The following is a 20,381-nucleotide window of genomic DNA, read 5'->3' as shown; positions in this document are numbered from 1 at the left end:
CATGAGATTCGGTACCCTCGCCGACGCCCCGCAGATCGCCGCGCTCCACGTCGACAGCTGGGTGAGCGCCTACGCGGGCATCCTGCCCGACGACTACCTGGCGGGGCCGCTGCTCCAGGAGCGGCTCGAACTCTGGGACGCCCGTCTCACCTACGCGGCCGACGACGCCTGCCTGCTCATCGAGGGCGCGCACGAGGGGTTCGCCTACCTGGTCCCCCAGCACGACGGGCGGGTGCTGCTCGACAACCTGCATGTCAGGCCGGGGCTCAAGCGCTCGGGCATCGGGCGTTCGCTCATGCGCGAGGCGTTCACCTGGACGGCGGCGCATCATCCCGGAGCGCCCCTCTACCTGGAGGTGCTGCGCGACAACGTGCCGGCCATCGCCTTCTACGAGCGCCTGGGCGGGCAGGTCACCCGGGAGTTCGACGAGACCTTCCCCGCCGGGTTCGTGATGCCGGTCGTCGAATACACCTGGACGCCCGACCGGTTCAGCCCGTGCTGAGCCGTACGGTCACGACGTCGCCCTCGTCGATGCCCTCGGCCTTGCGCACCACCGTCTTGATGGGCACGACGTAGAGCCCGTCCTTGGGCCACAACGAGGTCGTCCACTCGGTGCGGCCGATGCGCGCGCTGACCGGGATCATGCCCCAGCCGTAGGTCACGCCGGCCGACACCTGGTGCAGGTCGAGGCTCTGCTCCTCCGGCACCGTGACGAAGAACCACGGGGCGGGGCCTCGCCAGTACCAGACCTCGCCGCTGAACTCGAGCTCCATGCGCGCCATGCTAGATTCCGATCCGGACGTTCTCCTTCCGGAATCACGCATGAGCCCTACCGCGCGAGCGCTGCTCGCCCTCGAACTGATCCAGGCCTCTCCCGGCATCACCGCCGAGCGCCTGGCCGACAAGCTGGGCGTCTCCGAGCGCGCCGCCCGCCGTTATGTCGCGATCCTGCGCGAGGCGGGCATCCCCATCGAGTCGATGCGCGGGCCGTTCGGCGGCTTCACCGTGGGGCGCGGCCTGCGCCTGCCGCCGCTGACCTTCACCGCGACCGAGGCGCTCGGCCTGGTCATGGCGGTGCTCGACGGCCACCACGCCGCGAGCGATCCCACCGACCTCGTCGGGAGCGCGCTCGGCAAGATCATCAGAGCCCTGCCCGCGCCCGTCGCCGCCCAGGCCGAGGCCGTACGGCGAGCGGCCGCTCCCGCGCCCGACCGGGCCGCCGCGCGCCCCGATCCCGACATCACGACCACCCTGGTCCAGGCCTGCTCCCAGCGCCGCCGCGTGCGCATCGGCTACCGCTCGGAGGCGGGCTCGGAGCGGGAGTTCGAGGTCGACCCCTGGTCCGTGGTCGTACGGCATGGCCGCTGGTACCTGCTGTGCCACTCCCATTCCGCCGGCGCCGTCCGCACCTATCGTGTCGACCGGGTGCGCTCCGCCGCCGTCCTCGACGCTCCGTTCACCCCTCCCTCCGACCTTGATCCCGTGGCCATGCTCGAAGCGCACCTGTCGGCCGGGTGGGAGTTCGAGGTCGAGGTGCTCATCGACGCCCCGCTCCCGGTCGCCGGGCGCTGCATTCCGCGCATCATGGGCACGCTCGAACCCGTCGACGCGGGCACGACGCGGCTGGCCGGCAGCACCAGCAACCCGCAGTGGTACGCCGAGCAGCTCGCCGTCCTGCCCGCGCCGTTCCGTGTCGTCGAGTGCCCCGAGCTCCGCGCGGCGGTCCTGGACATCGCTCAGCGCATGATCGCCGCGACCCGTGTCTAGGTGCGTCCCGGCCAGTAAGGGCTGAGCAGGTCGAACCTGTTCGGCAGGCCCAGCAGGTAGCGGATGTCGTCGCTGTCGTAGATCGGATCGAACTCGCGCGGCAGGTAGAGCTGGAACAGGCGCGCCCTGGTCGCGGTCGACCCCGCGGCGTCCATGATGGCATTGGCGGCCATGCGCCCCGCCTCGTTGCCGCCCTCCATCGTGGCCAGGTTGATGCTGTTGCGCACGTAGTCGGCGGCGAGGAAGAGGTTGGGGATGCGGGTCGTCGCGCCCGGCCGGTTCGACCACGACGACGGGGTGTTGATCAGCAGCGGCTCGTCGTTGGCGACGGCCGGGGTGCCCTCGCCCGTGATGGCGGGGTCGACGAACCACGAGTGCACGATCGAGTCGGGCAGCATCGCCGCGCCGCCCGGCAGGGCCGAGCGCACCTGCGCCAGGACCTCCTGGACGATCTGCGGCCTGGTGCACTGCTTGGCGGTCTTGCCGAACAGGATGCCAGGAGTGTTCCAGTCGGACAGGTCGAGGGACAGGCAGTCGGTCGCCCGGCCGTCGCCGTACGTCGCCGCGAAGTCGTTGTTCCAGAACTGCGCCTGGCTGATCGAGGTGAGCGCCCACGGGGTCGCCGCGTAGATCAGGTGGCCCTCGGCGATCGGGCGCGGCTCCTTGAGGTAGATCATCACCCCGTTCATCCAGTCGGTCTCCAGCAGGCCGAGCCTGGCCAGGGCGGGGTCGGCGCTCTTCAGGGCGGGCGTGAGCAGCGGTTGCAGGCGCTCGACCGGCATCGCGGCGACGTAGTGGTCGGCGGTGACCGTGCCCGCCGCGCCGCTGGGGTCGGTCACGCGCACGCCCGTGATGCGCCCGCCCGAGTAGTCGAAGCCAGTGGCCGTCCACCCCACCTTGAACTGCACGCCCATGCTGGTCAGGTGGTTGATCCAGGGGGTGATCCAGACGTCGCTCGAGGGTCCGTTGAGCACCTGGTCCGGTGGCCCGTACGGCCCGAGGCCGAGGCCGCTGTAGACGAGCGCCTCGAACATCAGGCCCATGGTGCGGGTGTTGGCCTTGTCGGGCTGCGCGGCCACGAGCGAGGCGGTGAACATGTGCACCAGCAGGTCGCGGTACTCCTGCGACATGACGTCGGCCTTGATGAAGTCGGAGAACGCCATGTTCTCCCACTGGCCCAGCCGCCGTCGTGGTCCGCTGGTGACGAAGGTGATGAGCTTGGCTACGAAGAAGTCGATCTGCAGGATCGGCACGGTGGTCAGGGCTGTCAGGGCGGTGCGTAAGTAGTCCCTGATCGCCTCGGGGGTGAGCACGCCTCCCACGTCGCCGGGGATGGGGATGCGTAACTCCTTGCCCTTGTAGGCGATGACCTCCAGGGTCGCCGCCACGAGGTTGTCGCGCACGGTGCCCGAGCCGTACGGGATGCGGCTCATCGTGTCGGGCAGGTTCTGGTAGAAGCCGGGGAAGAAGCGGAAGCCGTGCTCGCCCGGCAGGTCCTGGCGTCCTCCGGCGCCGGTGCCGGGGACGGGGATGCTCCTGGACTTGCCGCCCAGGGTCTTGCGCTCGTAGACGGTGACCTGGAATCCGCGCTCGGCGAGCTCGTGGGCGGCGCTGAGGCCGCCCATCCCGGCGCCGAAGATCGCGACGTTCCTGCCGGCGGCGGCGCCCACCAGGGAGGGGGCCGCCGCCCTGGCTCCTTGCGCGCCCCACAGGGGGCTCGTCGCCGCTCCGGCCACCGTGGCCATGGCGCCCGTGACGAAGCGGCGCCGTCCGACCGTGTTGTTGTCGTCCACGACGAACCTCCCACCTAACCGACACTGCTGTTGGTTCAGTTAGGCGGAACGATGAACGCGCGGACCACTTCTGTCAATACGGGTCGGGCAGCCGGGACAGGCCGTTCCAGAGCACGAGCATGGCCGCCTCGACCAGTTGCTCGCGCGGCATCGACGGGTGGCGCGCCCACCACTGGGCCATGCCGTCGGTGCCGGAGATGAGGAGCTCGACCACCGCCTGGGCGGCCTCGGTGTCGGGATCGAGCCCCAGCCTGCGCAGATCCCGTCCGAGCATCACGGCGACCGACCTGGTGCGGGTCTCCCTGATGCCCCAGCGCACCGCCTTGATCTCGGGGTCGTCCTCGTCGGTGTGGTCGAACAGGAGGCGGCGGGCGGCGGGGCTGCTCTCGGCGAAGCTGAAGTAGGCGTCGAGCGTGGCGCGCAGGCGGCGTCCCGGGGATCCCGAGCCCGTGATCCTGGCGCCGACGTGCTCGACGAGCAGGGCGTTCTGCTCCTGGAGGACCGTGATCATCAGGACGCGCTTCGAGGGGAAGTGGTCGTAGAGCACCGACCTCGTGACCCCCGCCGCGGTCGCGATCTCCTCCATCGCCGTGGCGTGGTAGCCGCGGGCGGCGAAGACCTCCAGCGCCTCCCGGGTGATGCGAGCTCGGCGGGCAGAGCCCGGCATGCGCTTCTTCAGCTCCTTGCTCGCCATGCGGTGCACACTACCCGTGTTGACGCGCGGACCCCGGCGGCTTAACGTCACAAGCAACCGACAGGATCGTTGGTTAGGTCGTGGATGGAGTGCCGATGACCGAGCACGCCGACGTCGTCATCGCCGGGGCACGCTGCGCGGGCTCCGCCGCCGCGGCCACGCTCGCCCGCGCCGGACACCGCGTGATCGTCGTGGACCCCGCCCGGTTCCCCTCCACGACCGTCTCCACCCACCTGCTCTTCCCCGCCGGCGTCGCCGAGCTGGCCCGCATCGGCGCCCTCGACCGCATCGACAAGATCGGCGCCCCCCGATTACCCCGCGCCTTCATCGGCGGGCCCGGCCACGCCGCCTCCGGCACCTACAGCCCGGTCGACGGCATCGACTACGGCCTGTGCGTACGGCGAGCGCCCCTCGACGCGGCCCTGGTCGAGACGGCCCGCGAGGCCGGCGCCGAGGTCAGGGAAGGCCATCGTGTCACCGGCCTGATCTGGGAGGACGACCGCGTCGCCGGCGTCCGCGTCGGCAGCCGCGAGACCCCGGGCCAGGAGTACGACATCCGCGCCCGCCTCGTCATCGGCGCCGACGGCCGCCGCTCCACGATCGCCAGGCTCGTCGGAGCCGAACACCCCCGCCTGACCCACCCCAACGGCCGCGCCTGCTACTACGCCTACTACGACGACCCCCACCACGAATGGCGCAACACCGCCGCCATGTGGCTCACCGGCCGCGAGCTCGGCAACGCCTTCCCCTGCGACGACGACCTCACGCTGGTCCTGCTCATGCCACCCGCCGCGCGGGCGGCCGACTTCCGCGGCAACCTGGAGGCAGAGTTCGACAGGACCGTGCGCCTGGTGCCCGGCCTGGCGGAACGCCTCACCGGCTGCGCCAGGACCGGGAAGATCGTCAGCTCGGCCGAGCACCCGTCGTTCTTCCGCCGCTCCTCAGGACCGGGCTGGGCGCTGGCCGGCGACGCCGGGCATTTCAAGGACCCGGTCACCGCCCAGGGCATCCGCGACGCCGTACGCTTCGGCCGCCTGCTCGGGGAGCGGGTGCGCGACGTGCTCACCGGGCCGCCCGACGTGCTGGACCGCGCGACGCGGTCGTGGGAGCGCACCAGGGACGCGCAGTGCGTGCACACGTATCAATGGACGAACCTGCTCGGGCGCGGCGACGGGCTCGCGCCGGTGCAGTTCGAGCTCCTTCGGCTGCTGACCGCGCCCACCGATGGCGTACGGCGGGTGCTGGAGGTGTATTCGCGCATCCGCGACCCGCGCGAGACGCTCGCCCTGAGCGGGCTGGTCAAGGCCACCGCGCTGGCGCTCCGGCACGGGCGCGGGGAGCGGGCGGCGATCGTGGGGGGCGTCCGGGAGACGCTGATGGAGCTCGCGGGACACCGGTCGGAGGCCAGGCGGCTCCTGGCCGATCACGCGCCCACGGGGACGTGGTCGGGCTGATCCTCGGTTGATCGACGGCCCAGTTCCCGCACCGGCCTGATCAGCAGCAACGCCGCGGCCACGCCCAACGTCACCACCGCCGAGCCCAGCAGGAACGTGCGCGGCTCCATCACCACCGAGGCCGGTCCCGCCAGTGCCTGGCCGACCGCCATGCCCGCCACCGACCCGGCGATCTGGTAGGCCGACACCCGGTTGAGCACGTCGGGCGCGACCTGCGTCTGCACGCTGGTCGACCACATCACCGACCAGAACGCCAGCGCGATCCCCCCGAGCACGTGCCCGGCCATCATCACCGGCAGCGGCGCCCCCAGAGAGGCCGTCAGCGGCACCGCGACGTACCCCGACAACGCCAACGCCCCCGCCGCGAGCGGCCGCCGCGGCCGCAGCCTGATCGCGACCAGCCCGCCGGCCACCGTACCCAGCCCGAGCGCCGCCATCACCCAGCCGTAGTCGGCCCCGATGACCTGCGACGACAACGGCACCGACGGCCCGATCACCAGCACGCCCCAGAACACCCAGACCAGGATGACCGACCACATCCAGCTCCTGGCCCTGAACTCGTGCCACCCCCGCCGCAGGTCGGCCAGCACGTTCGCGGGCTCAGGCTTCGGTACGGCGACGCGGACCAGGACCAGGCACACCGCGCTGACCAGGAAGGTCGCCGCGTCGAAGGCGTACACGAAGACGGGACCCGCGGCCAGCACCAGGATCCCGGCCAGCGCCGGCCCGGCCAGCTGGGTGATCGCTTCGGCGATCTTCAAGGTGGCGTTGGCGCGCTGCGGGTCACGGGCGACCAGCGGCACCATCCCGTTCACGCCCGGCTCGAACAACCCGGCCCCGATGCCCGACACGAACGCCATCGCCATCAACAGGCCGAACGGCGGAGTGCCGTCGACGAACGCGAATGCCACCGTGACCTGGGAGAAGATGCGCAACACGTCCGCGGTGATCATCATGGTCCGCGCCCCGAACCGGTCGGCGAAGACCCCGCCGAAGAGCATCACGAGGATGGCCGACGTCGTCCAGACGGCCAGCGTGTAGCCCACTCCCGCGATGCCGTACACCTGGCCGACCGCGAGGGCGGCGGCGACGGGCATCATGGCGTCGCCGAGCAACGAGACGGTCCTGGCGCCGAAGTAGAGGGCGAAATTCCTGGTCCACATGGCCACCAATTCTTGATATTTCGAGATCAGAGCGCCGGTGTCCCAGATGACATCATTAGGTACATTTACGCCATGGTCTCAGCGCCGCTCCCCGTGTGCCTCCCGGTGCCCGCCCCGCCGGTCGACCCGCACCGCGTGGTCGCCCTCGTCGGCGAGAACCAGGAGCTCTACCCGGTCACCTCGGCCTCCGCGGTCTTCGGCTACCACGGCCGGCTGATCCCGCAGCATTACGGCTTCAGCCTCAGCACCGAGCGCCCGGGGCCGCTCACCACCACTCTCGGCGCGACCATCCACGTCGAGCACGGCCTCGACGCCCTCGCCGGCGCCGACACGGTCGTCATCGCCGGCTGGACGCTCGCCCCCACGCCCGCCGTACTCGACGCCGTCGCCGCCGCCCACGCCAGGGGCGCCCGCATCGTCGCGGTCGCGGCGGGCATCTACATCCCCGCGGCGCTCGGCCTTCTCGACGGCCGCCGCGCCTCGGTCCACTGGGAGCTCAGGGCCGACCTGGCCGCGCGCCACCCGCGCATCATCCCCGACGACACCGTCATCTACGTCGACCACGGCGACATCGCCACCGCCGGCGCCTCGGCCGCCACCCTCGACCTCTGCCTCCACCAGGTGCTGCAGGAGCACGGCGCGTCGCACGCCATGCGCATCGGCCGCCAGCTCGCCGCCGGTCCCCATCGCGAGGGCTGCCAGCGGCAGTACCCGCCGCTGCCCACGACGGGCCCGATGCCGGACTCGCTGGCGGGACTGCTGGAATGGCTCCTGGCCCACCTCGGCGAGCCGATCACCGTGGACGACATGGCGGCCTACTCCGGCGTGTCACCGCGCACCCTGACCAGGCAGTTCACCGACCAACTGGGCGTCCCTCCGGCGCGGTGGCTGCTGGAGCGCCGGCTCGCCGCCACGCGTGCGCTGCTGGAGGACACGGACCTGCCGGTGGAGACCATCGCGGCCCGCGTCGGCCTGTCGTCGGCGGTCAACCTGCGCCGGCGCTTCCACACGGCACTCCACACCACACCTGCGGCCTACCGTCGCTCATTCCGCTGACGCCCGGCGTCCGTACAGCAGCCGGTCGAGGACCTCCCTGTCCCCCACGAGCGCCGCACTCCCCTCCGCGAGCGCTCCGTCGACCGCTGCCCGATCGCCCATCAGCCGCCCGAGCGTCTTGGGATCCGTCCGCAGCGAGATGTCGGCCGTGCCCGGTTCGCCACTGCCCACCTCGACCTCACCACCCTCCACCCGCACCGTCCAGACCGACCCGTCGAGATCGAGACGGGCGACGATCTTCGGCGCGGAGGGATCACGCCGCACACCCCGCCGCAGAAAGATCAGCGCCGACGTGGCACTGAGCACGGCAGGCTCCGGCGGAGCGGGCGCCTGGCTCCCCCAGTCGCCCAGCGCCAGGACGATCGGCTCCAGCTTCCTGCCTCGCTCGGTCAGCTCGTAGACCTGCGCACCCGAGAGCTTCCTGCGGTGGATCACCCCGTGCTGCTCGAGCTCCCTGAGCCGGTCGGCGAGCAGGTTCGAGCTGGCGTTGGGCAGGGCGTGGCGCAGCTCGGAGAAGCGTTGGGGCACGAAGAGCAACTCGCGGACGACCAGCAGGGCCCACCGCTCTCCGACGATGTCCAGCGCCCGGGCGACCCCGCACTGGTCTCGATAGCTGCGACTGGTTGGCATGCCACTTATTCTAAACCATCGCTGGTTGTTTTTAACAACTTCCTAAGGTTACTGTTCCGCCATGAGCACACAACTGCACGCCACCATCGTGGACCCTGATGCCCATCAGGTCCTCTTCGAGAACGAGCACGTCCGCGTGATCCAGGCCCGCGCCTCCCACGGCTGGACGAGCGCGATGCACTCCCACCAGCCGATGCTCGTGGTCAACCTCGGCACCGGACGGCAGAAGGTGACCTGGGCCGACGGCACCACGCAGATCATCGACCTCAACCCCGGCGCCGTCGTCTGGCAGGACGACTCCTTCGACCACTCATGGGAACTGCTGTCCGGCGACGTGAACGTCGTGCTCGTCGAGGTCAAGTCGGCGGCTACTCCTGGCGAAGTACGGCAGAGCATCCCAGCGGGCGACGCGCCCGCCTAGCCGTCCGGCGACGCTTGGGAGCATGGCGCAACCCGACTTCCACGCCTTCCTGACGCGGCTTCCCCACGAGCTGGCCTTCAGCGAGGACGACCCCGCCTCGATCATCGACCGCTACTACACGCCTGACGTGCGCTACCACAACGACGGCATCACGCTGGACCGCCAGCGCCTGATCGACCACGTCGGGCCGGCGCGCAGGACAGCGACCAGGCTGGAGGTCGAGGTGCATGACACGGTGGTGGAGGGCTCCATGGCCTCCGCCCGGTACACCATGACGGCGGTGACCAGGAAGGACAGGGTCATCAGGATGGAGATCTACCTGTTCGCGCGGTACGCAGCAGATGGGCGGGTGGAGCGGGTGGACTCCATCACCCGGCCCATCGGCTAGGACCGTCAGTTCACCGTTCGCAGCTCGTGCGGGGTGTTGTTGAATCGACGGCCACCGTCCTCGGTGACAGTGACGATGTCCTCGATCCGGACTCCGAACCGGCCGGGCAGGTAGATCCCCGGCTCGATGGAGAAGCACATCCCGGGGACGAGCTCCTGCGTCTCGCCCTCGACCATGTAGGGCGGCTCGTGGGTGGTCAGCCCGATGCCGTGGCCGACGCGGTGGATGAAGTACTCGCCGTAGCCGGCGTCGGTGATGACCCTGCGCGCGACCCGGTCGATCTCCTGGCAGGCGACGCCGGGCCGTACGGCTTCGAAGGCGGCCTGCTGGGCTTGGCGCACGATGTCGTGGACCTCGCGCACCTCGTCGGGCGGGTTGTCGCCGACGTAGACGGTGCGGGTGGTGTCGGAGCCGTAGCCGCCCTTCAAACCGCCGAAGTCGAGCACCACGGTGTCGCCTTCGGCGATGGTGCGCTCGCCCGCCTCGTGGTGCGGGTTGGCCCCGTTGGGCCCGGAGCCGACCACGGTGAAGTCGACCTGGCTGTGGCCGTACTCCGTGAGCAGGGCGGCGAGGTCGGCGGCGACCTCCGTCTCCCTGCGACCGGAGAAACGCACCTTGAGGATCTCCTCGTACGCCTGGTCGGCGGCTGCTCCGGCGGCGGCCAGGCGTTCCAGCTCGTCGGCGTCCTTCACGGCGCGGAGCATGGGCAGGGCCTTGGTGAGCGAGACGTACAGCGTATCCGGCAGCTCTTCCTGGAGGCCGAGCAGGTGCATCGCCCACGCGGAGTCGGAGATGCCGTAGGTGCCCACCCGGTTGAACAGACGCGCGGCCGCCTCGTAGGGGCTGGTCCCGTCCGCCCAGTCCACCAGCTTGACAGGGGCCTTCTCGGCGTCTGGCCGCTCCAGGCGCGGCACGATCATGGTGGGCTCGTGGCCCGCGGAGAGCACCAGCAGGGTAAGGCGTTCGGTGATCGCGACCGGCCGGTAGCCGGTCAGGTAGACCAGGTCGGGGCCCGGCGCGATGAGCAGGCCGGTGAGGTTCTTGTCGCGGGCGTGCCGCAGAGCTTGGGCCATGCGGTCGGTGAAGCTCATGACGCTCCATATCGCTGCAGGAAGAGTGCCTCGGTGAGCGCCATGTTCGCGATCTCGTCGGGGTGCACGCTCTCGTTGGGCGCGTGCATGAGCGTCAGCGGCTCCTCCACGCCCATGAGGATGATCTCGGCATCCGGGAAGGTGTCGTGGAAGACGTTGCACAACGGGATCGACCCGCCCTGCCCGAGGCTGGTCGACTCGACGCCGTAGGCTTCGAGCATCGCCTCTCGCAGCGCGGTGTAGGCGGGGCCGTCCGTCTCGGCCAGGAACGGCTGGCCGGATGCCTCCCGTTCGACGGTGACGTGCAGGCCCCACGGCGCGACGGCCTTCAGATGGGCGATCAGCGCGTCCTGGGCGTGGCCCGCGTCCATGCCGGGCGGCACCCGCAGGTTGAGCCGAGCCTTGGCGTGCGGCTGGATGGCGGCGGCGGAGCCGACGACCGGCGGGCAGTCGATGCCGAGCACGGTCAGTGCCGGCCGCGCCCAGAGCATGTCGGAGACGGTGCCGTCGCCGAGCAGGCTCTCGCCGTCGAGGACGTGCGCGTCGGCGGCGAACTGCTCGGTCGGGTACGGCGCGCCGGACCAGGTCTGGGTGTTGTCCAGGCCCTGGATCGTGGTGTTGCCCCTGTCGTCGCGCAGGGTGGACAGCATGTGGATGAGCGCTGCCAGCGCGTCGGGGGCGGCGCCGCCGAACATGCCCGAGTGGATCTCGCTGCTGAGAGCCTCGACCGAGACGATGACGTTGGCCAGCCCGCGCAGGCTGATGGTGAGTGCGGGCTTGCCCACGGCGGCGCCGCCGGTGTCGCAGACCAGGATGGTGTCGGCCCGCAGCAGGTCGGCGTTCTTGGGGACGAAGTCCTCCAGGCCGCCGGTGCCCTGCTCCTCCGAGCCCTCGACGATGAGCTTGAGGTTGACCGGCACGTCACCGCCCATGGCGCGCAAGGCGGTCAGGTGCATGAGGATGTTGCCCTTGCAGTCGGCCGTGCCCCGGCCGTACCAGCGCCCGTCACGCTCGGTGAGCTGCCAGACCGGGGTGTTCCAGGCGTCATCGTCCAGAGGCGGCTGCACGTCGTAGTGCGCGTACAGCAGGACGGTCTTGGCGTCGGGCGGCCCTGGCCGCTCGCCGTACACGGCCTTGCTGCCGTCGGCGGTCTCCACCAGGCGCAGGCCCGTGAAGCCGACCTCGGCGAAGGCGTCGAGCACCCACTGGGCGGCCCGCTCGCACTCCTCCGGCGGAAACTGGCGCGCGTCGGCGACCGACCTGAACGCCACCAGCTCGGCCAGGTCGTTCTTGGCTCGCGGCATCAGGCCGGCGATGCGCTCCCGCAGTTCCATCACTGCTCGCCTTCGAGGTTGAGACCGGCCAGGGCCTGCATGAACTCCTCCTGCTTGTCCGGGCAGTACACCTTGACCACCAGGCCCGCTCCGGTGAGCAGCCGCCGCTCGGCGATGATGGGCCGCAAACCGGGCCCGGCCGCGCCGGTGGTGAGCGCGACCGCCCTGGAGATCGTCTGCTCGGGGTCGGCGCAGAGCGCACCTCCGTCCTTGCCCAGTGCCTGGACGAGCACGCCTTCGTCGATCGGCTTGAGCCCGGCCGCCACCAACTCCTCGTTGAGCTGCGTGGCCTTGTTCTGGGCGGTGGCCGTGGCGTTGGTCTGCCGGGTGCCCCACATGATCGCCATGATGATCAGCAGGACCACCAGGAGCAGCCCGGTCGCCGTGTAAGTGACCCATCGACCGTTCATTGACCGGGTCATGAGATCTCCTCGACTGCGGCGGCCCGCTCGGGGTTGCGCCAGGAGGGCTTGCTGAGCTTGATGAGCAGGTACGGCACTGCCAGGCCGACCAGGAGCAGGCCGCCGCCCACGATCAGGAAGTAGACGAAGGGGCTGCCGGAGCCGAACTGCGAGGGCGGCACGAAACCGATGATCATCGCAGCGGCCGAGGCGAGGAAGCCGACCACGCAGATGAAGCCCAGAGCCGGGACCCGGAAGCCTCGCGGATGATCGGGCTGCTTCTTGCGCAGCCGTACCGCGGCCACGAACATCAGCAGGTACACGATCAGGTAGATCTGCGTCGTGATCACCGACAGGATCCAGTAGGCGCTGGAGACATTGGGGATGAACGCGTAGAGCAGGGCGATGATCGTGGTGACGACACCCTGCGCGACCAGGATGTTCTGCTGGATGCCGTGCTTGTTGAGCTTCTGCAGCGACGGCGGCAGCCAGCCCTCCTCCCGGCTGATCATCAGAACACCCTTGGACGGCCCGGCTAGCCAGGTGAGCATGCCGCCGAGCGAGGCGGCGATGATCATCAGGCCGAAGATCGGGGTCAGCCACTGCACGCTGAAGTGCGCGAACATGGTGTCGAAGGCCTGCATGACGCCCGCCGTGAGGCTGGTGCTGTCCGCGGGGACCACCCAGCTGATCGCCAGCGCGGGCAGGATGAAGATCAGCAGTACCAGGCCGACGGCCAGGAACATCGAGCGCGGGAACTCCTTGCGCGGGTCCTTGAGGCTGGAGACGTGCACCGCGTTCATCTCCATGCCCGAGTAGGACAGGAAGTTGTTGACGATCAGCACCAGGCTCGCGATGCCGGTCCACGGCGGCAGGATGTGAGCCGCGTCCATCGGGGCCGCCGACGGGTTGCCCTGGCCCAGGAAGACGATGCCGAGCAGGACCAGCACGGCGCCGGGAATCAGCGTCCCGATGATCAGCCCGGCGCTCGACAGCCCGGCCACGGTCTTGGTGCCCTGGCTGGAGACCCAGACGCCGGCCCAGTAGATGACCACGATGACGATCGCGGTGTAGAGGCCGTTGTTGGCCAGCGCCGGGTTGATGACGTACGCGAACGTGCTGGCCACGAAGCCGAGCAGAGTCGGGTAATAGAAGATCGTCATCGCGAACTGGCACCAGACCGCCAGGAAGCCGAGCTTCTTGGACAGTCCCTGACTGACCCAGTTGTAGACACCGCCGGTCCAGCCCGAAGCCAGCTCGGCGGAGACCATCGCCGTCGGCAGCAGGAACACGATCGCCGGCACGAGGTACAGGAAGATCGCCGCCAGGCCGTACACGGCCATGCTCGGAGCGGCGCGCAGGCTCGCCACGGAACTTGTGATCATGAAGGCCAGCGCGACCCACGAGATCCAGGTCGTCGCCGGTTTCGCGGTCACGCCCGGCTTGGGCACGTCTCCCGCATCACCGGGTACGTCTACAGAGCTCATGGTGCATCCCCCCGATACAGAGCCTCTCGGTGAGATTTCCATCACTGTGAGTGACAAAACATTGACATGCCGGCTCGCCGTCCGCACGCCTCCGAAGTTCCTGGAGCAGGACGACAACGTCGCCCGGCAGGCGCCGCCAGGCGCGAGGTCGTGCGCCCTGATGATCCGGCCGAAGCCTGCCCGCAGCGATCCGCTCCCGGCTCACCAGAGCTTGTCGAGCGTGATCGGCAGGTCGAGCACTCGCCTGCCGGTTGCGTGGCGCACGGCATTGGCCACCGCCGCGGCGGCTCCGGTGATGCCCACCTCCCCGATCCCGAGCAGGCCCAGCGGCGTGGTGGGGTCTGGTTCGTCGAGGTAGTGCACATCGATGCGGGGAATGTCGGCGTGCACCGGCACGTGGTACTCCGACAGGCTCGGGTTCACGATCCGGCCGTCGCGGCCGTCGATCAGGGTCTGCTCCGACAACGCCATGCCGATGCCCATGATGATGCCTCCGCGCAACTGGCTGACCGCCGTACGCGCGTTGATCACCGTGCCGACGTCGAAGACGCCGAGCCAGCGCGACACTCTGACCTCCATGGTGTCGGGATCGACCCGCACCTCGCAGAACTGCGCCCCCATGGCCGCCGCAACCTGCCGCCGCCGCTCCAGCAGCATCCGGGCGGCGAAGCCGAGCATGCCCGACTTGGACTCCGCCTCCAGGTGGTCGCGGCCGGCCGCGCTCAGGATCTCGGCGTAGCTCTGGCCGCCGTCGCGGTGGTGGAGGCCGCTGTCGCGGGCATCGAGTTCGTCCAGCCTGCGGCCGTGCAGGGGCGAGCCTGGCATACGGCGAGCCAGGGCCAGCACGGCCTTCTTCAGCTTGGCGCACGCGTCGATCACGCCCGCCGCGGCGCTCGCGGTCTGCACCGAGCCGATCGCCCCCGGACCGGGCGGCAGGTCGGAGTCGCCGTACTCCACGCGCACGGACTCGATCGGCACGCCCATCTCGTCGGCGGCGATCTGCGCCTGGACGGTGGCGGTGCCCATGCCCATCTCGTGCATGCCACTGCGAACCAGCAGAATGCCGTCGGAGCTCAGCCGGACGGTGACCTGCGCGGGCATGCGCATCGACGGGTGGAAGGCGGTGGCCACGCCCATGCCGACCAGCCAGCGGCCGTCGCGCATGGCGCCGGGGCGCGGGTCGCGCTCGCGCCAGCCGAACCGTTCGGCGCCCAGCGCGTAGGCCTCCTTGAGCATGCGGTGGGTGAAGCGCTGCCCGCCCACCGGGTTGCGGTCTGGCTCGTTGCGCATGCGCAGCTCGATCGGGTCCATGTCGAGTTCCCAGGCCAGCTCGTCCATGGCCGATTCCAGGGCGAAGGTGCCGATGGCCTCGCCCGGGGCGCGCATGAAGGTGTTGGGCAGCAGGTCGAGCTGGACGGTGTTCTGGGCCAGGTGGATGTTCGGGGCGGCGTACAGGTGGTGGGAGGCGGCGGTGATCGGCTCCGGCATGCCGCCGATCCGCGCGGTCCGGGAGACGCTGGTGTGGATGAGCGCGCTCAGCCGTCCGGCCGCGTCCGCGCCGAGCGCGACCCGCTGCGTGCTGGCCGTACGCCCGCCGACGGTGTGGTAGACGCCGGCGCGGGTGAGCGCCAGCCGTACGGCGCGGCCGGTCGCCCTGGCTGCCAGCGCGGCGAGCAGCGTACCCGCCCAGGCCCGTGACTTGCCGCCGAAACCCCCGCCCACGAACGGCGAGAGCACCCGCACCGACCGCTCCGGCACCCCGAAACGTTGCGCTACGTGTTTGCGCAGCCAGGGGATGTTCTGCGCGCCCTCGTGCAGCGTCAGCTGGTCGCCGTCCCACACGGCGGTCGTGGCGTGCGGCTCGATCGCGTTGTGGTTGTGCTGCGGTGTGCTGAAGCGCAGGTCCACCGAGACGGGAGCGGCGGCCAGCGCGGCGTGCGCGTCTCCCTTGTCGGCCTTGCTCGCCATCAGCGGGATGCCCTTCTCGGGGACGGCGTTCGGCTCCTCGGCCGCGAAGTCCACGACGGCGGGCAGCTCCTGATAGGCGGTCCGCACGAGCGACGCTGGCGGTGAATCCGCCTCCGCGTGGGTCGTCGGCGGGGAACGGGACGAGGTCCTGGACGGTGGCCTTGGTCTGCTGCTGGGCGGCCATGCCGGTGCCCAGGGCGGTGATGGCGGCGGTGGCCTGCTGGCCGCCCGCGCTGGCGGTGTAGACGGTGAGGCCGTCGGCGCCGAGAGCGAAGCCGCCCATGACCTCGCGCTGCTTGATCGCGGTCTGGAGGGCGGCCGCGTCCGCCCTCCCCATGATCATCGGCGGCATCCTGCCCGCCGTACTCCTGCTACGCCTGTTCCCCGGCCACGCCAACCTGCGCCGCCGCCTGACCGGCGTGATCCTCTTCGCCCTCGTCGCCGGAGCCTCCGTGGCGGCCGTCCTGCAATACGGCTTCGGCTCCCTGCACGGCACCTACTGGCTCACCGCACTCGGCCTGTCCCTCGGCATGGCCGCCCTCTCCATCCCCTTCCTGGCCCTGGAGTCGCTGTTCGGCATGGCCGGACTCGGAGCGGGCGCCGCTCTGATGATGCTGCTCGGCAACCCCCTGTCGGGCATGGCCGGGCCGTACTGGCTGCCCAGCGGCTGGGCCACCCTCGGCCAGCTCCTGCCGCCGGGCGCGTCCGGCAGCCTGGTGCGCGCCAACGCCTTCTTCGACGGCACAGGAGCGGGCGCTCCCGCGCTCGTCCTGGCCGCCTGGGTGCTGGCCGGGCTGCTGGTCATCCTCGCCGCCGACCGTCGTACGGCAAGCGGCGCGCCCGCTCCAGCGGTGTCTGATCGGGCTCGGGGCCGTTTCACTGCTCCGCTCGGTACGGCGAGCGCCTTCTACAGGCGGCCGGCCCGAGCAGCAGCGCCCCCGACTGCGATGGCGACCCTCGCCTCTCGGGCCTAACATCCGGCATGATGGCCGAGTGGAGGCAGCCTCCGGCCGTTGACCCGCGTTTGTACTGGTCAAGGGTCATTCCTTATGGTGGCGGCACCATCGAATGGGCGCCGACAGCGGTTGAGCCCAAGGCGTCGGCCTGAGACCTCTTATGATCGCGGCCAGCGCCTTGACACTTGCGCCGCCTTTCCCTCCGACAAGGAACTCTGTGGACATTACGACGGAGATTCAACTGACATCAAAGGAGGCCAGGCGCGCGGTAGTGACCGGGGCAGGAAGATCCTTTGATAACTCTGTCCTCTTGGCTGTGGCGCTTGTCCCCTTCGGCATCCTCGCCGTCATCCACTTCAACACCGCGATCGGCTCGATCACTCTCTTGGCCGGGCTGGTCGCGGCCTGGAAGACCTGGCGGGTGTATCGCTATTTCTGGACGGTGCGGCGATCACTCATCAGCCCGGCCCGAGTGAGGCTGACGAACGAGTCGATTGAGTGCTACGAAAAGGACTTCGATGTGACCCTGGATCTCCCATGGCCGACGTTCACGAACATGGAACGGGGCCACGAATTCTGGTTCCTTCGCAAGGCCGACGGGTGGACCCTGTACCTACCTCGGCGAGTGTTCGACACCGATCAGCAAGCGGCGATCGATCGCTTCATCGCGGACAAGACCCGTACCTCTCCCGCCGCCTGATCACTCCGCCGTGACCCGTCCCGATCCTTGCATCCTGGTCAAGATCCGTCGGCAACACCTCGAGGAATTCGACGGCGGGCAGGAAGCGGCCCTTCCGCAGTGAGCGCGGCGGCGTCGTCGCCTCGACCGCCTACACCGAGGTACTGCAGCAGGACCAAGACCTTGGCCTTCACCGCCGACCATGCCACCTCGCCCTTGACCCGCAGACCGTATGACCTTCGCCACGCGATGGTGTCTCTCTGGCTCAATGCGGGAGTCTCGGCCTTGACGGCGTCCGAACGTGCCGTGCACAGAGTCGACGTGCCGCTCTTCGGCTTTCCATCCGCATATCCGCGACCTACGCCCGCCCAGGCCAGGCCAGGCGGACGGCCGCATATGTGGATCAGACACGAAAAAGCCCCCGACCCGCGTTAAAGCGAATCAGGGGCCTTCCCTTGAGTGTGGCAGGTCCAGGGTTCGAACCTGGGTAGGCTAAGCCGACGGATTTACAGTCCGCTCCCATTGGCCACTCGGGCAACCTGCCGTGTCTTCCGCTCTCGCGGCGACAGGTAGAAGCATAGCGGACTTCCGAGGTGTACGTGACACCGGTTTGTCCCACAGCCGACCTCCCTGAGGACGCTAAGGTCGGAGGGGAAGAAGAGAGGACACCCATACCGATGGCCGACAGCAGTTTCGACATCGTCAGCAAGATCGACCGCCAGGAGGTCGACAACGCGCTGAACCAGACCGCCAAGGAGCTCGGGCACCGCTTCGACTTCAAGGGCACGGGGGCGAGCATCAGCTGGTCCGGTGAGAGCATCGAGATCAAGGCCAACAGCGAGGAGCGGGCCAACGCCGCGCTGGACGTCTTCAAGGAGAAGATCGTCAAGCGGGGTCTGTCCCTGAAGATGCTCGACTCGGGTGAGCCGAGGCTGTCCGGCAAGGAGTACCGCCTCGCGGTGCCCCTCAAGGAGGGCATCGACCAGGACAACGCCAAGAAGATCTCCAAGATCATCCGCGACGAGGGGCCCAAGGGCGTCAAGGCGCAGATTCAGGGCGACGAGCTCCGGGTCAGCTCCAAGAAGAAGGACGACCTTCAGGAGATCATCTCGCTGCTCAAGGGCAAGGATCTGGATCTAGCGCTGCAGTTCACGAACTACCGCTGAATCCGAAGCTCTGACCTGGGCTTCAGCGAGCAACCCCCGCCTGGAGGGCACATCCAGGGCACATGGCCGAGCGCTCCGACCTGCGGGGCGTCGGCCTTTCGTGTGCTCTGGGCTGGTTCGCCGACCTCGGGCGGGCAGGGAACGATCACGGGGCTTCCCCGCTGAGGGTCTGCGCCACCGGCCGCCGCGCCGCCACCCGTGACGGCACCGCTGTGAGAACCGCCGTGGCGGCGAGCGTCGCGAACGCCACCCCCACCACCGACCCCGACGGCACGCTCCACTTCCCCAGCGCGAACAGCGAGTACAGGCCGAGCCCCAGCAACCCGCCCACGACGACCCCCGGCAGCGTGGGCAGCAGCTGCGCCGCCGACAGGCCCGCTGAGACCTGGCCGGGGGTGGCGCCGAGGGTGCGGGCGATGGCCATGTTCGCCCTGGCCTCCATGGCCGTGGTCCAGGTGAAGGTGATGGTGTTGACGACCGCGAGCACGATCAACAGCACGGTCACCGCCAGCATGAGCCGCCGGTCGTACTCCCCGCGCAGGTTGGGCAGCACGGATGACCCGTCCACGCCGTAGCCCCGCTCCGGTTGGGTGTGGACGATGAGCAGGGCGACGAGCGCGATCATGGTGGCCGCGGCGGTGCAGGCCTGGAGGACGGCGCGGCCGGGACGGCGGGCGGTGAGGCGGAGGCCGAGCAGGAGCGGGGTGGGCAACAGGGCCGACACCGCGGTGAGCCACGGGCGGTGCCGGGGCGGCGAGGCGGAGGCCGACAGGGCGGTGGCGGTCGCCGTACGCATGGCCCGGAGGGTCGGCCGCAGGGTCGACAGCAGCGCGACCGCCACGGCGAGGATGGTCGCCGTGATCACGACGCCGCCGGTCGGCCCGGCCGCGTCGCCGATGCGGCTGGCGGTGGGGCCGGCGATGGCGGGGGCGGCCAGGCGGGCGATCGTCAGGCCCAGCGCGTCGCCGGCCAGTGCGAGCGCCAGGTATTCGGTGAGGAGGACTGCGGCGATCAGTCCTGGGGTGGCGCCCACGGCCTTGAGGAGTCCGGCGCGGCGCGTCTGCTCGGCGGTGCGGCCGGCCGCGAGCGCCGCGACGCCGGTGATGGCCAGGAAGGCGAGCAGCCAGCTGCCGACGACGAGGATGGGCTGGCTGTTCTTGAGGATGACCGTGTCCTGTTTGGCGGTGAACTGCCAGGAATGGAAGTCGATCATGACGTCCGCGCTGCGGTGGGTGTCGCGGAAGGAGTCCGCGATGGCGGGGTCGCGCAACTTGAGGTCGAGGGCGGTGGTCACCGGCAGGTCCCGCGATGACGCCAGGGTGCGCGTGTCGGCGCGGGTCATCCAGGCCAGGCCGCTGTAGTCGGTGGCCCCGCCGCCGGGGCCGATCTGGGCGGCCCAGGGGTAGATGGAGGTGGCCGCGGTGACGGCGATGCCGACGACGGGGTACGGCCGGCCGGCGATGGTGACGCGGTCGCCCACGGTGACGCCCAGTGCGGTCGCGAATCCCTGCTCCAGTACGGCGCCGCCGGGCCGTACCCAGTGACCCGAGGTCACCAGGGGCCGGTTGACCGCGGCCGGTTTCTCGGAGAAGCCGTGCACGACGACGGGGGACGACGTGGAGCCGCGAGCCGTGAGGTCGGCGTAGACGATGCGGTAGGGACCGTGGTGGGCGACCACCTCGGGGGCGTCCGCCAGCGCTTTCAGGGCCGGGGTGACGGCGGGCCCCGTGTCGCCGGAGAGGGCGACCACGTCGGGACCGGCGGTTGCGGCGCGGGTCTGCTCGTACAGGGAGCCGCTCGCGTCGCGGAGGGACAGGCCGAGGGCCAGCGTGGCGGTGGCCACAGTCACGGCGAGCAGGAGCATCGCCGCCTGGGCGCGGTGCCGCCGCACGTCGGCGAAGACGAGGCGGGTGATGAGGATGAGAGAGCCCAT

Annotated in this window: 20 protein-coding genes and 1 tRNA gene; 9 read left to right on the top strand and 12 right to left on the bottom strand. The window is 70.1% G+C overall.

Annotated elements, in window-relative coordinates; all coding sequences use genetic code 11:
• Position 1 precedes the first annotated feature (1 nt).
• Positions 2-502, top strand: a complete 501-nt coding sequence (locus ACIBH1_RS26890; protein ID WP_397316686.1) for a GNAT family N-acetyltransferase — start codon at positions 2-4, stop codon at positions 500-502.
• Here ACIBH1_RS26890 and ACIBH1_RS26885 read toward each other — a convergent pair.
• A complete protein-coding gene (locus ACIBH1_RS26885) occupies positions 489-773 on the bottom strand; it encodes a DUF1905 domain-containing protein (protein WP_397316685.1) in 285 nt (94 codons plus the stop codon). The genes ACIBH1_RS26890 and ACIBH1_RS26885 overlap by 14 nt on opposite strands.
• Positions 774-822: 49 nt before the next feature.
• On the opposite strand from ACIBH1_RS26885, the gene ACIBH1_RS26880 reads away from it, so the two are divergent.
• Positions 823-1,767 carry a helix-turn-helix transcriptional regulator gene (locus ACIBH1_RS26880; RefSeq protein ID WP_397316684.1) on the top strand — a complete coding sequence of 315 codons (945 nt, stop codon included), beginning with the start codon at positions 823-825 and terminating at the stop codon, positions 1,765-1,767.
• On the opposite strand, the gene ACIBH1_RS26875 is transcribed toward ACIBH1_RS26880, so the two are convergent.
• Together ACIBH1_RS26875 and ACIBH1_RS26870 are read right to left on the bottom strand one after the other, a co-directional pair.
• A complete protein-coding gene (locus ACIBH1_RS26875) occupies positions 1,764-3,560 on the bottom strand; it encodes an FAD-dependent oxidoreductase (RefSeq protein ID WP_397316683.1) in 1,797 nt (598 codons plus the stop codon). The genes ACIBH1_RS26880 and ACIBH1_RS26875 overlap by 4 nt on opposite strands.
• Positions 3,561-3,633: 73 nt before the next feature.
• Complete coding sequence (locus ACIBH1_RS26870; protein WP_397316682.1) at positions 3,634-4,254, bottom strand: TetR/AcrR family transcriptional regulator; 621 nt, start codon at positions 4,252-4,254, stop codon at positions 3,634-3,636.
• Positions 4,255-4,349: 95 nt separating this feature from the next.
• Between ACIBH1_RS26870 and ACIBH1_RS26865 the strand changes: the two genes are divergently transcribed.
• Positions 4,350-5,708 (top strand): NAD(P)/FAD-dependent oxidoreductase, encoded by a 1,359-nt coding sequence (locus tag ACIBH1_RS26865; RefSeq protein WP_397316681.1) that lies wholly within the window; start codon positions 4,350-4,352, stop codon positions 5,706-5,708.
• Here the strand turns inward: ACIBH1_RS26865 and ACIBH1_RS26860 are convergent.
• Complete coding sequence (locus tag ACIBH1_RS26860) at positions 5,678-6,871, bottom strand: MFS transporter (protein ID WP_397316680.1); 1,194 nt, start codon at positions 6,869-6,871, stop codon at positions 5,678-5,680. The two genes, ACIBH1_RS26865 and ACIBH1_RS26860, sit on opposite strands and share 31 nt — an antisense overlap.
• A 72-nt stretch (positions 6,872-6,943) precedes the next feature.
• On the opposite strand from ACIBH1_RS26860, the gene ACIBH1_RS26855 reads away from it, so the two are divergent.
• Positions 6,944-7,927 (top strand): GlxA family transcriptional regulator, encoded by a 984-nt coding sequence (locus ACIBH1_RS26855; RefSeq protein WP_397316679.1) that lies wholly within the window; start codon positions 6,944-6,946, stop codon positions 7,925-7,927.
• Here ACIBH1_RS26855 and ACIBH1_RS26850 read toward each other — a convergent pair.
• Positions 7,916-8,557 (bottom strand): winged helix-turn-helix transcriptional regulator, encoded by a 642-nt coding sequence (locus ACIBH1_RS26850; RefSeq protein ID WP_397316678.1) that lies wholly within the window; start codon positions 8,555-8,557, stop codon positions 7,916-7,918. The genes ACIBH1_RS26855 and ACIBH1_RS26850 overlap by 12 nt on opposite strands.
• 61 nt (positions 8,558-8,618) lie before the next feature.
• Here ACIBH1_RS26850 and ACIBH1_RS26845 point away from each other — a divergent pair, with 61 nt between their 5' ends.
• Together ACIBH1_RS26845 and ACIBH1_RS26840 are read left to right on the top strand one after the other, a co-directional pair.
• Positions 8,619-8,978, top strand: a complete 360-nt coding sequence (locus tag ACIBH1_RS26845) for a hypothetical protein (RefSeq protein ID WP_397316677.1) — start codon at positions 8,619-8,621, stop codon at positions 8,976-8,978.
• Between the two features lie 22 nt (positions 8,979-9,000).
• A complete protein-coding gene (locus ACIBH1_RS26840; protein WP_397316676.1) occupies positions 9,001-9,366 on the top strand; it encodes a nuclear transport factor 2 family protein in 366 nt (121 codons plus the stop codon).
• Between the two features lie 5 nt (positions 9,367-9,371).
• Here the strand turns inward: ACIBH1_RS26840 and ACIBH1_RS26835 are convergent, their stop codons facing one another.
• The 5 genes from ACIBH1_RS26835 to ACIBH1_RS26815 all read right to left on the bottom strand — a co-directional run bounded on the left by ACIBH1_RS26835 (position 9,372) and on the right by ACIBH1_RS26815 (position 15,734).
• Positions 9,372-10,457: an aminopeptidase P family protein gene (locus ACIBH1_RS26835; RefSeq protein ID WP_397316675.1), complete on the bottom strand. Its 1,086-nt coding sequence runs from the start codon at positions 10,455-10,457 to the stop codon at positions 9,372-9,374.
• On the bottom strand, positions 10,454-11,791 hold the full coding sequence (locus ACIBH1_RS26830) for a dipeptidase (RefSeq protein WP_397316674.1): 1,338 nt from the start codon (positions 11,789-11,791) through the stop codon (positions 10,454-10,456). The genes ACIBH1_RS26835 and ACIBH1_RS26830 overlap by 4 nt, the downstream gene beginning before the upstream one ends.
• On the bottom strand, positions 11,791-12,201 hold the full coding sequence (locus ACIBH1_RS26825; RefSeq protein ID WP_397316673.1) for a hypothetical protein: 411 nt from the start codon (positions 12,199-12,201) through the stop codon (positions 11,791-11,793). Before ACIBH1_RS26825 ends, ACIBH1_RS26830 begins: the two co-directional genes overlap by 1 nt.
• Before the next feature lie 8 nt (positions 12,202-12,209).
• Entirely contained in the window at positions 12,210-13,679 is a 1,470-nt protein-coding gene (locus tag ACIBH1_RS26820) for an APC family permease (RefSeq protein ID WP_397316672.1), read from the bottom strand.
• A 201-nt stretch (positions 13,680-13,880) separates the two neighbouring features.
• A complete protein-coding gene (locus tag ACIBH1_RS26815; protein WP_397316671.1) occupies positions 13,881-15,734 on the bottom strand; it encodes a xanthine dehydrogenase family protein molybdopterin-binding subunit in 1,854 nt (617 codons plus the stop codon).
• A gap of 194 nt (positions 15,735-15,928) precedes the next feature.
• On the opposite strand from ACIBH1_RS26815, the gene ACIBH1_RS26810 reads away from it, so the two are divergent.
• Positions 15,929-16,621, top strand: a complete 693-nt coding sequence (locus ACIBH1_RS26810) for a hypothetical protein (protein WP_397316669.1) — start codon at positions 15,929-15,931, stop codon at positions 16,619-16,621.
• Positions 16,622-16,919: 298 nt separating this feature from the next.
• Positions 16,920-17,303 carry a hypothetical protein gene (locus tag ACIBH1_RS26805; RefSeq protein ID WP_397316668.1) on the top strand — a complete coding sequence of 128 codons (384 nt, stop codon included), beginning with the start codon at positions 16,920-16,922 and terminating at the stop codon, positions 17,301-17,303.
• A 441-nt stretch (positions 17,304-17,744) separates the two neighbouring features.
• On the opposite strand, the gene ACIBH1_RS26800 is transcribed toward ACIBH1_RS26805, so the two are convergent.
• Positions 17,745-17,826 (bottom strand) — tRNA-Tyr (locus ACIBH1_RS26800).
• A gap of 133 nt (positions 17,827-17,959) precedes the next feature.
• On the opposite strand from ACIBH1_RS26800, the gene ACIBH1_RS26795 reads away from it, so the two are divergent.
• Entirely contained in the window at positions 17,960-18,448 is a 489-nt protein-coding gene (locus ACIBH1_RS26795) for a YajQ family cyclic di-GMP-binding protein (RefSeq protein ID WP_181616061.1), read from the top strand.
• A 145-nt stretch (positions 18,449-18,593) separates the two neighbouring features.
• Here the strand turns inward: ACIBH1_RS26795 and ACIBH1_RS26790 are convergent, their stop codons facing one another.
• On the bottom strand, positions 18,594-20,381 hold the full coding sequence (locus tag ACIBH1_RS26790; protein ID WP_397316667.1) for an FtsX-like permease family protein: 1,788 nt from the start codon (positions 20,379-20,381) through the stop codon (positions 18,594-18,596).

This window comes from Nonomuraea sp. NPDC050663, from assembly GCF_044456985.1.
Taxonomy (GTDB): Bacteria; Actinomycetota; Actinomycetes; order Streptosporangiales; family Streptosporangiaceae; genus Nonomuraea.
This window is presented reverse-complemented; position numbering and strand designations above follow the sequence as displayed.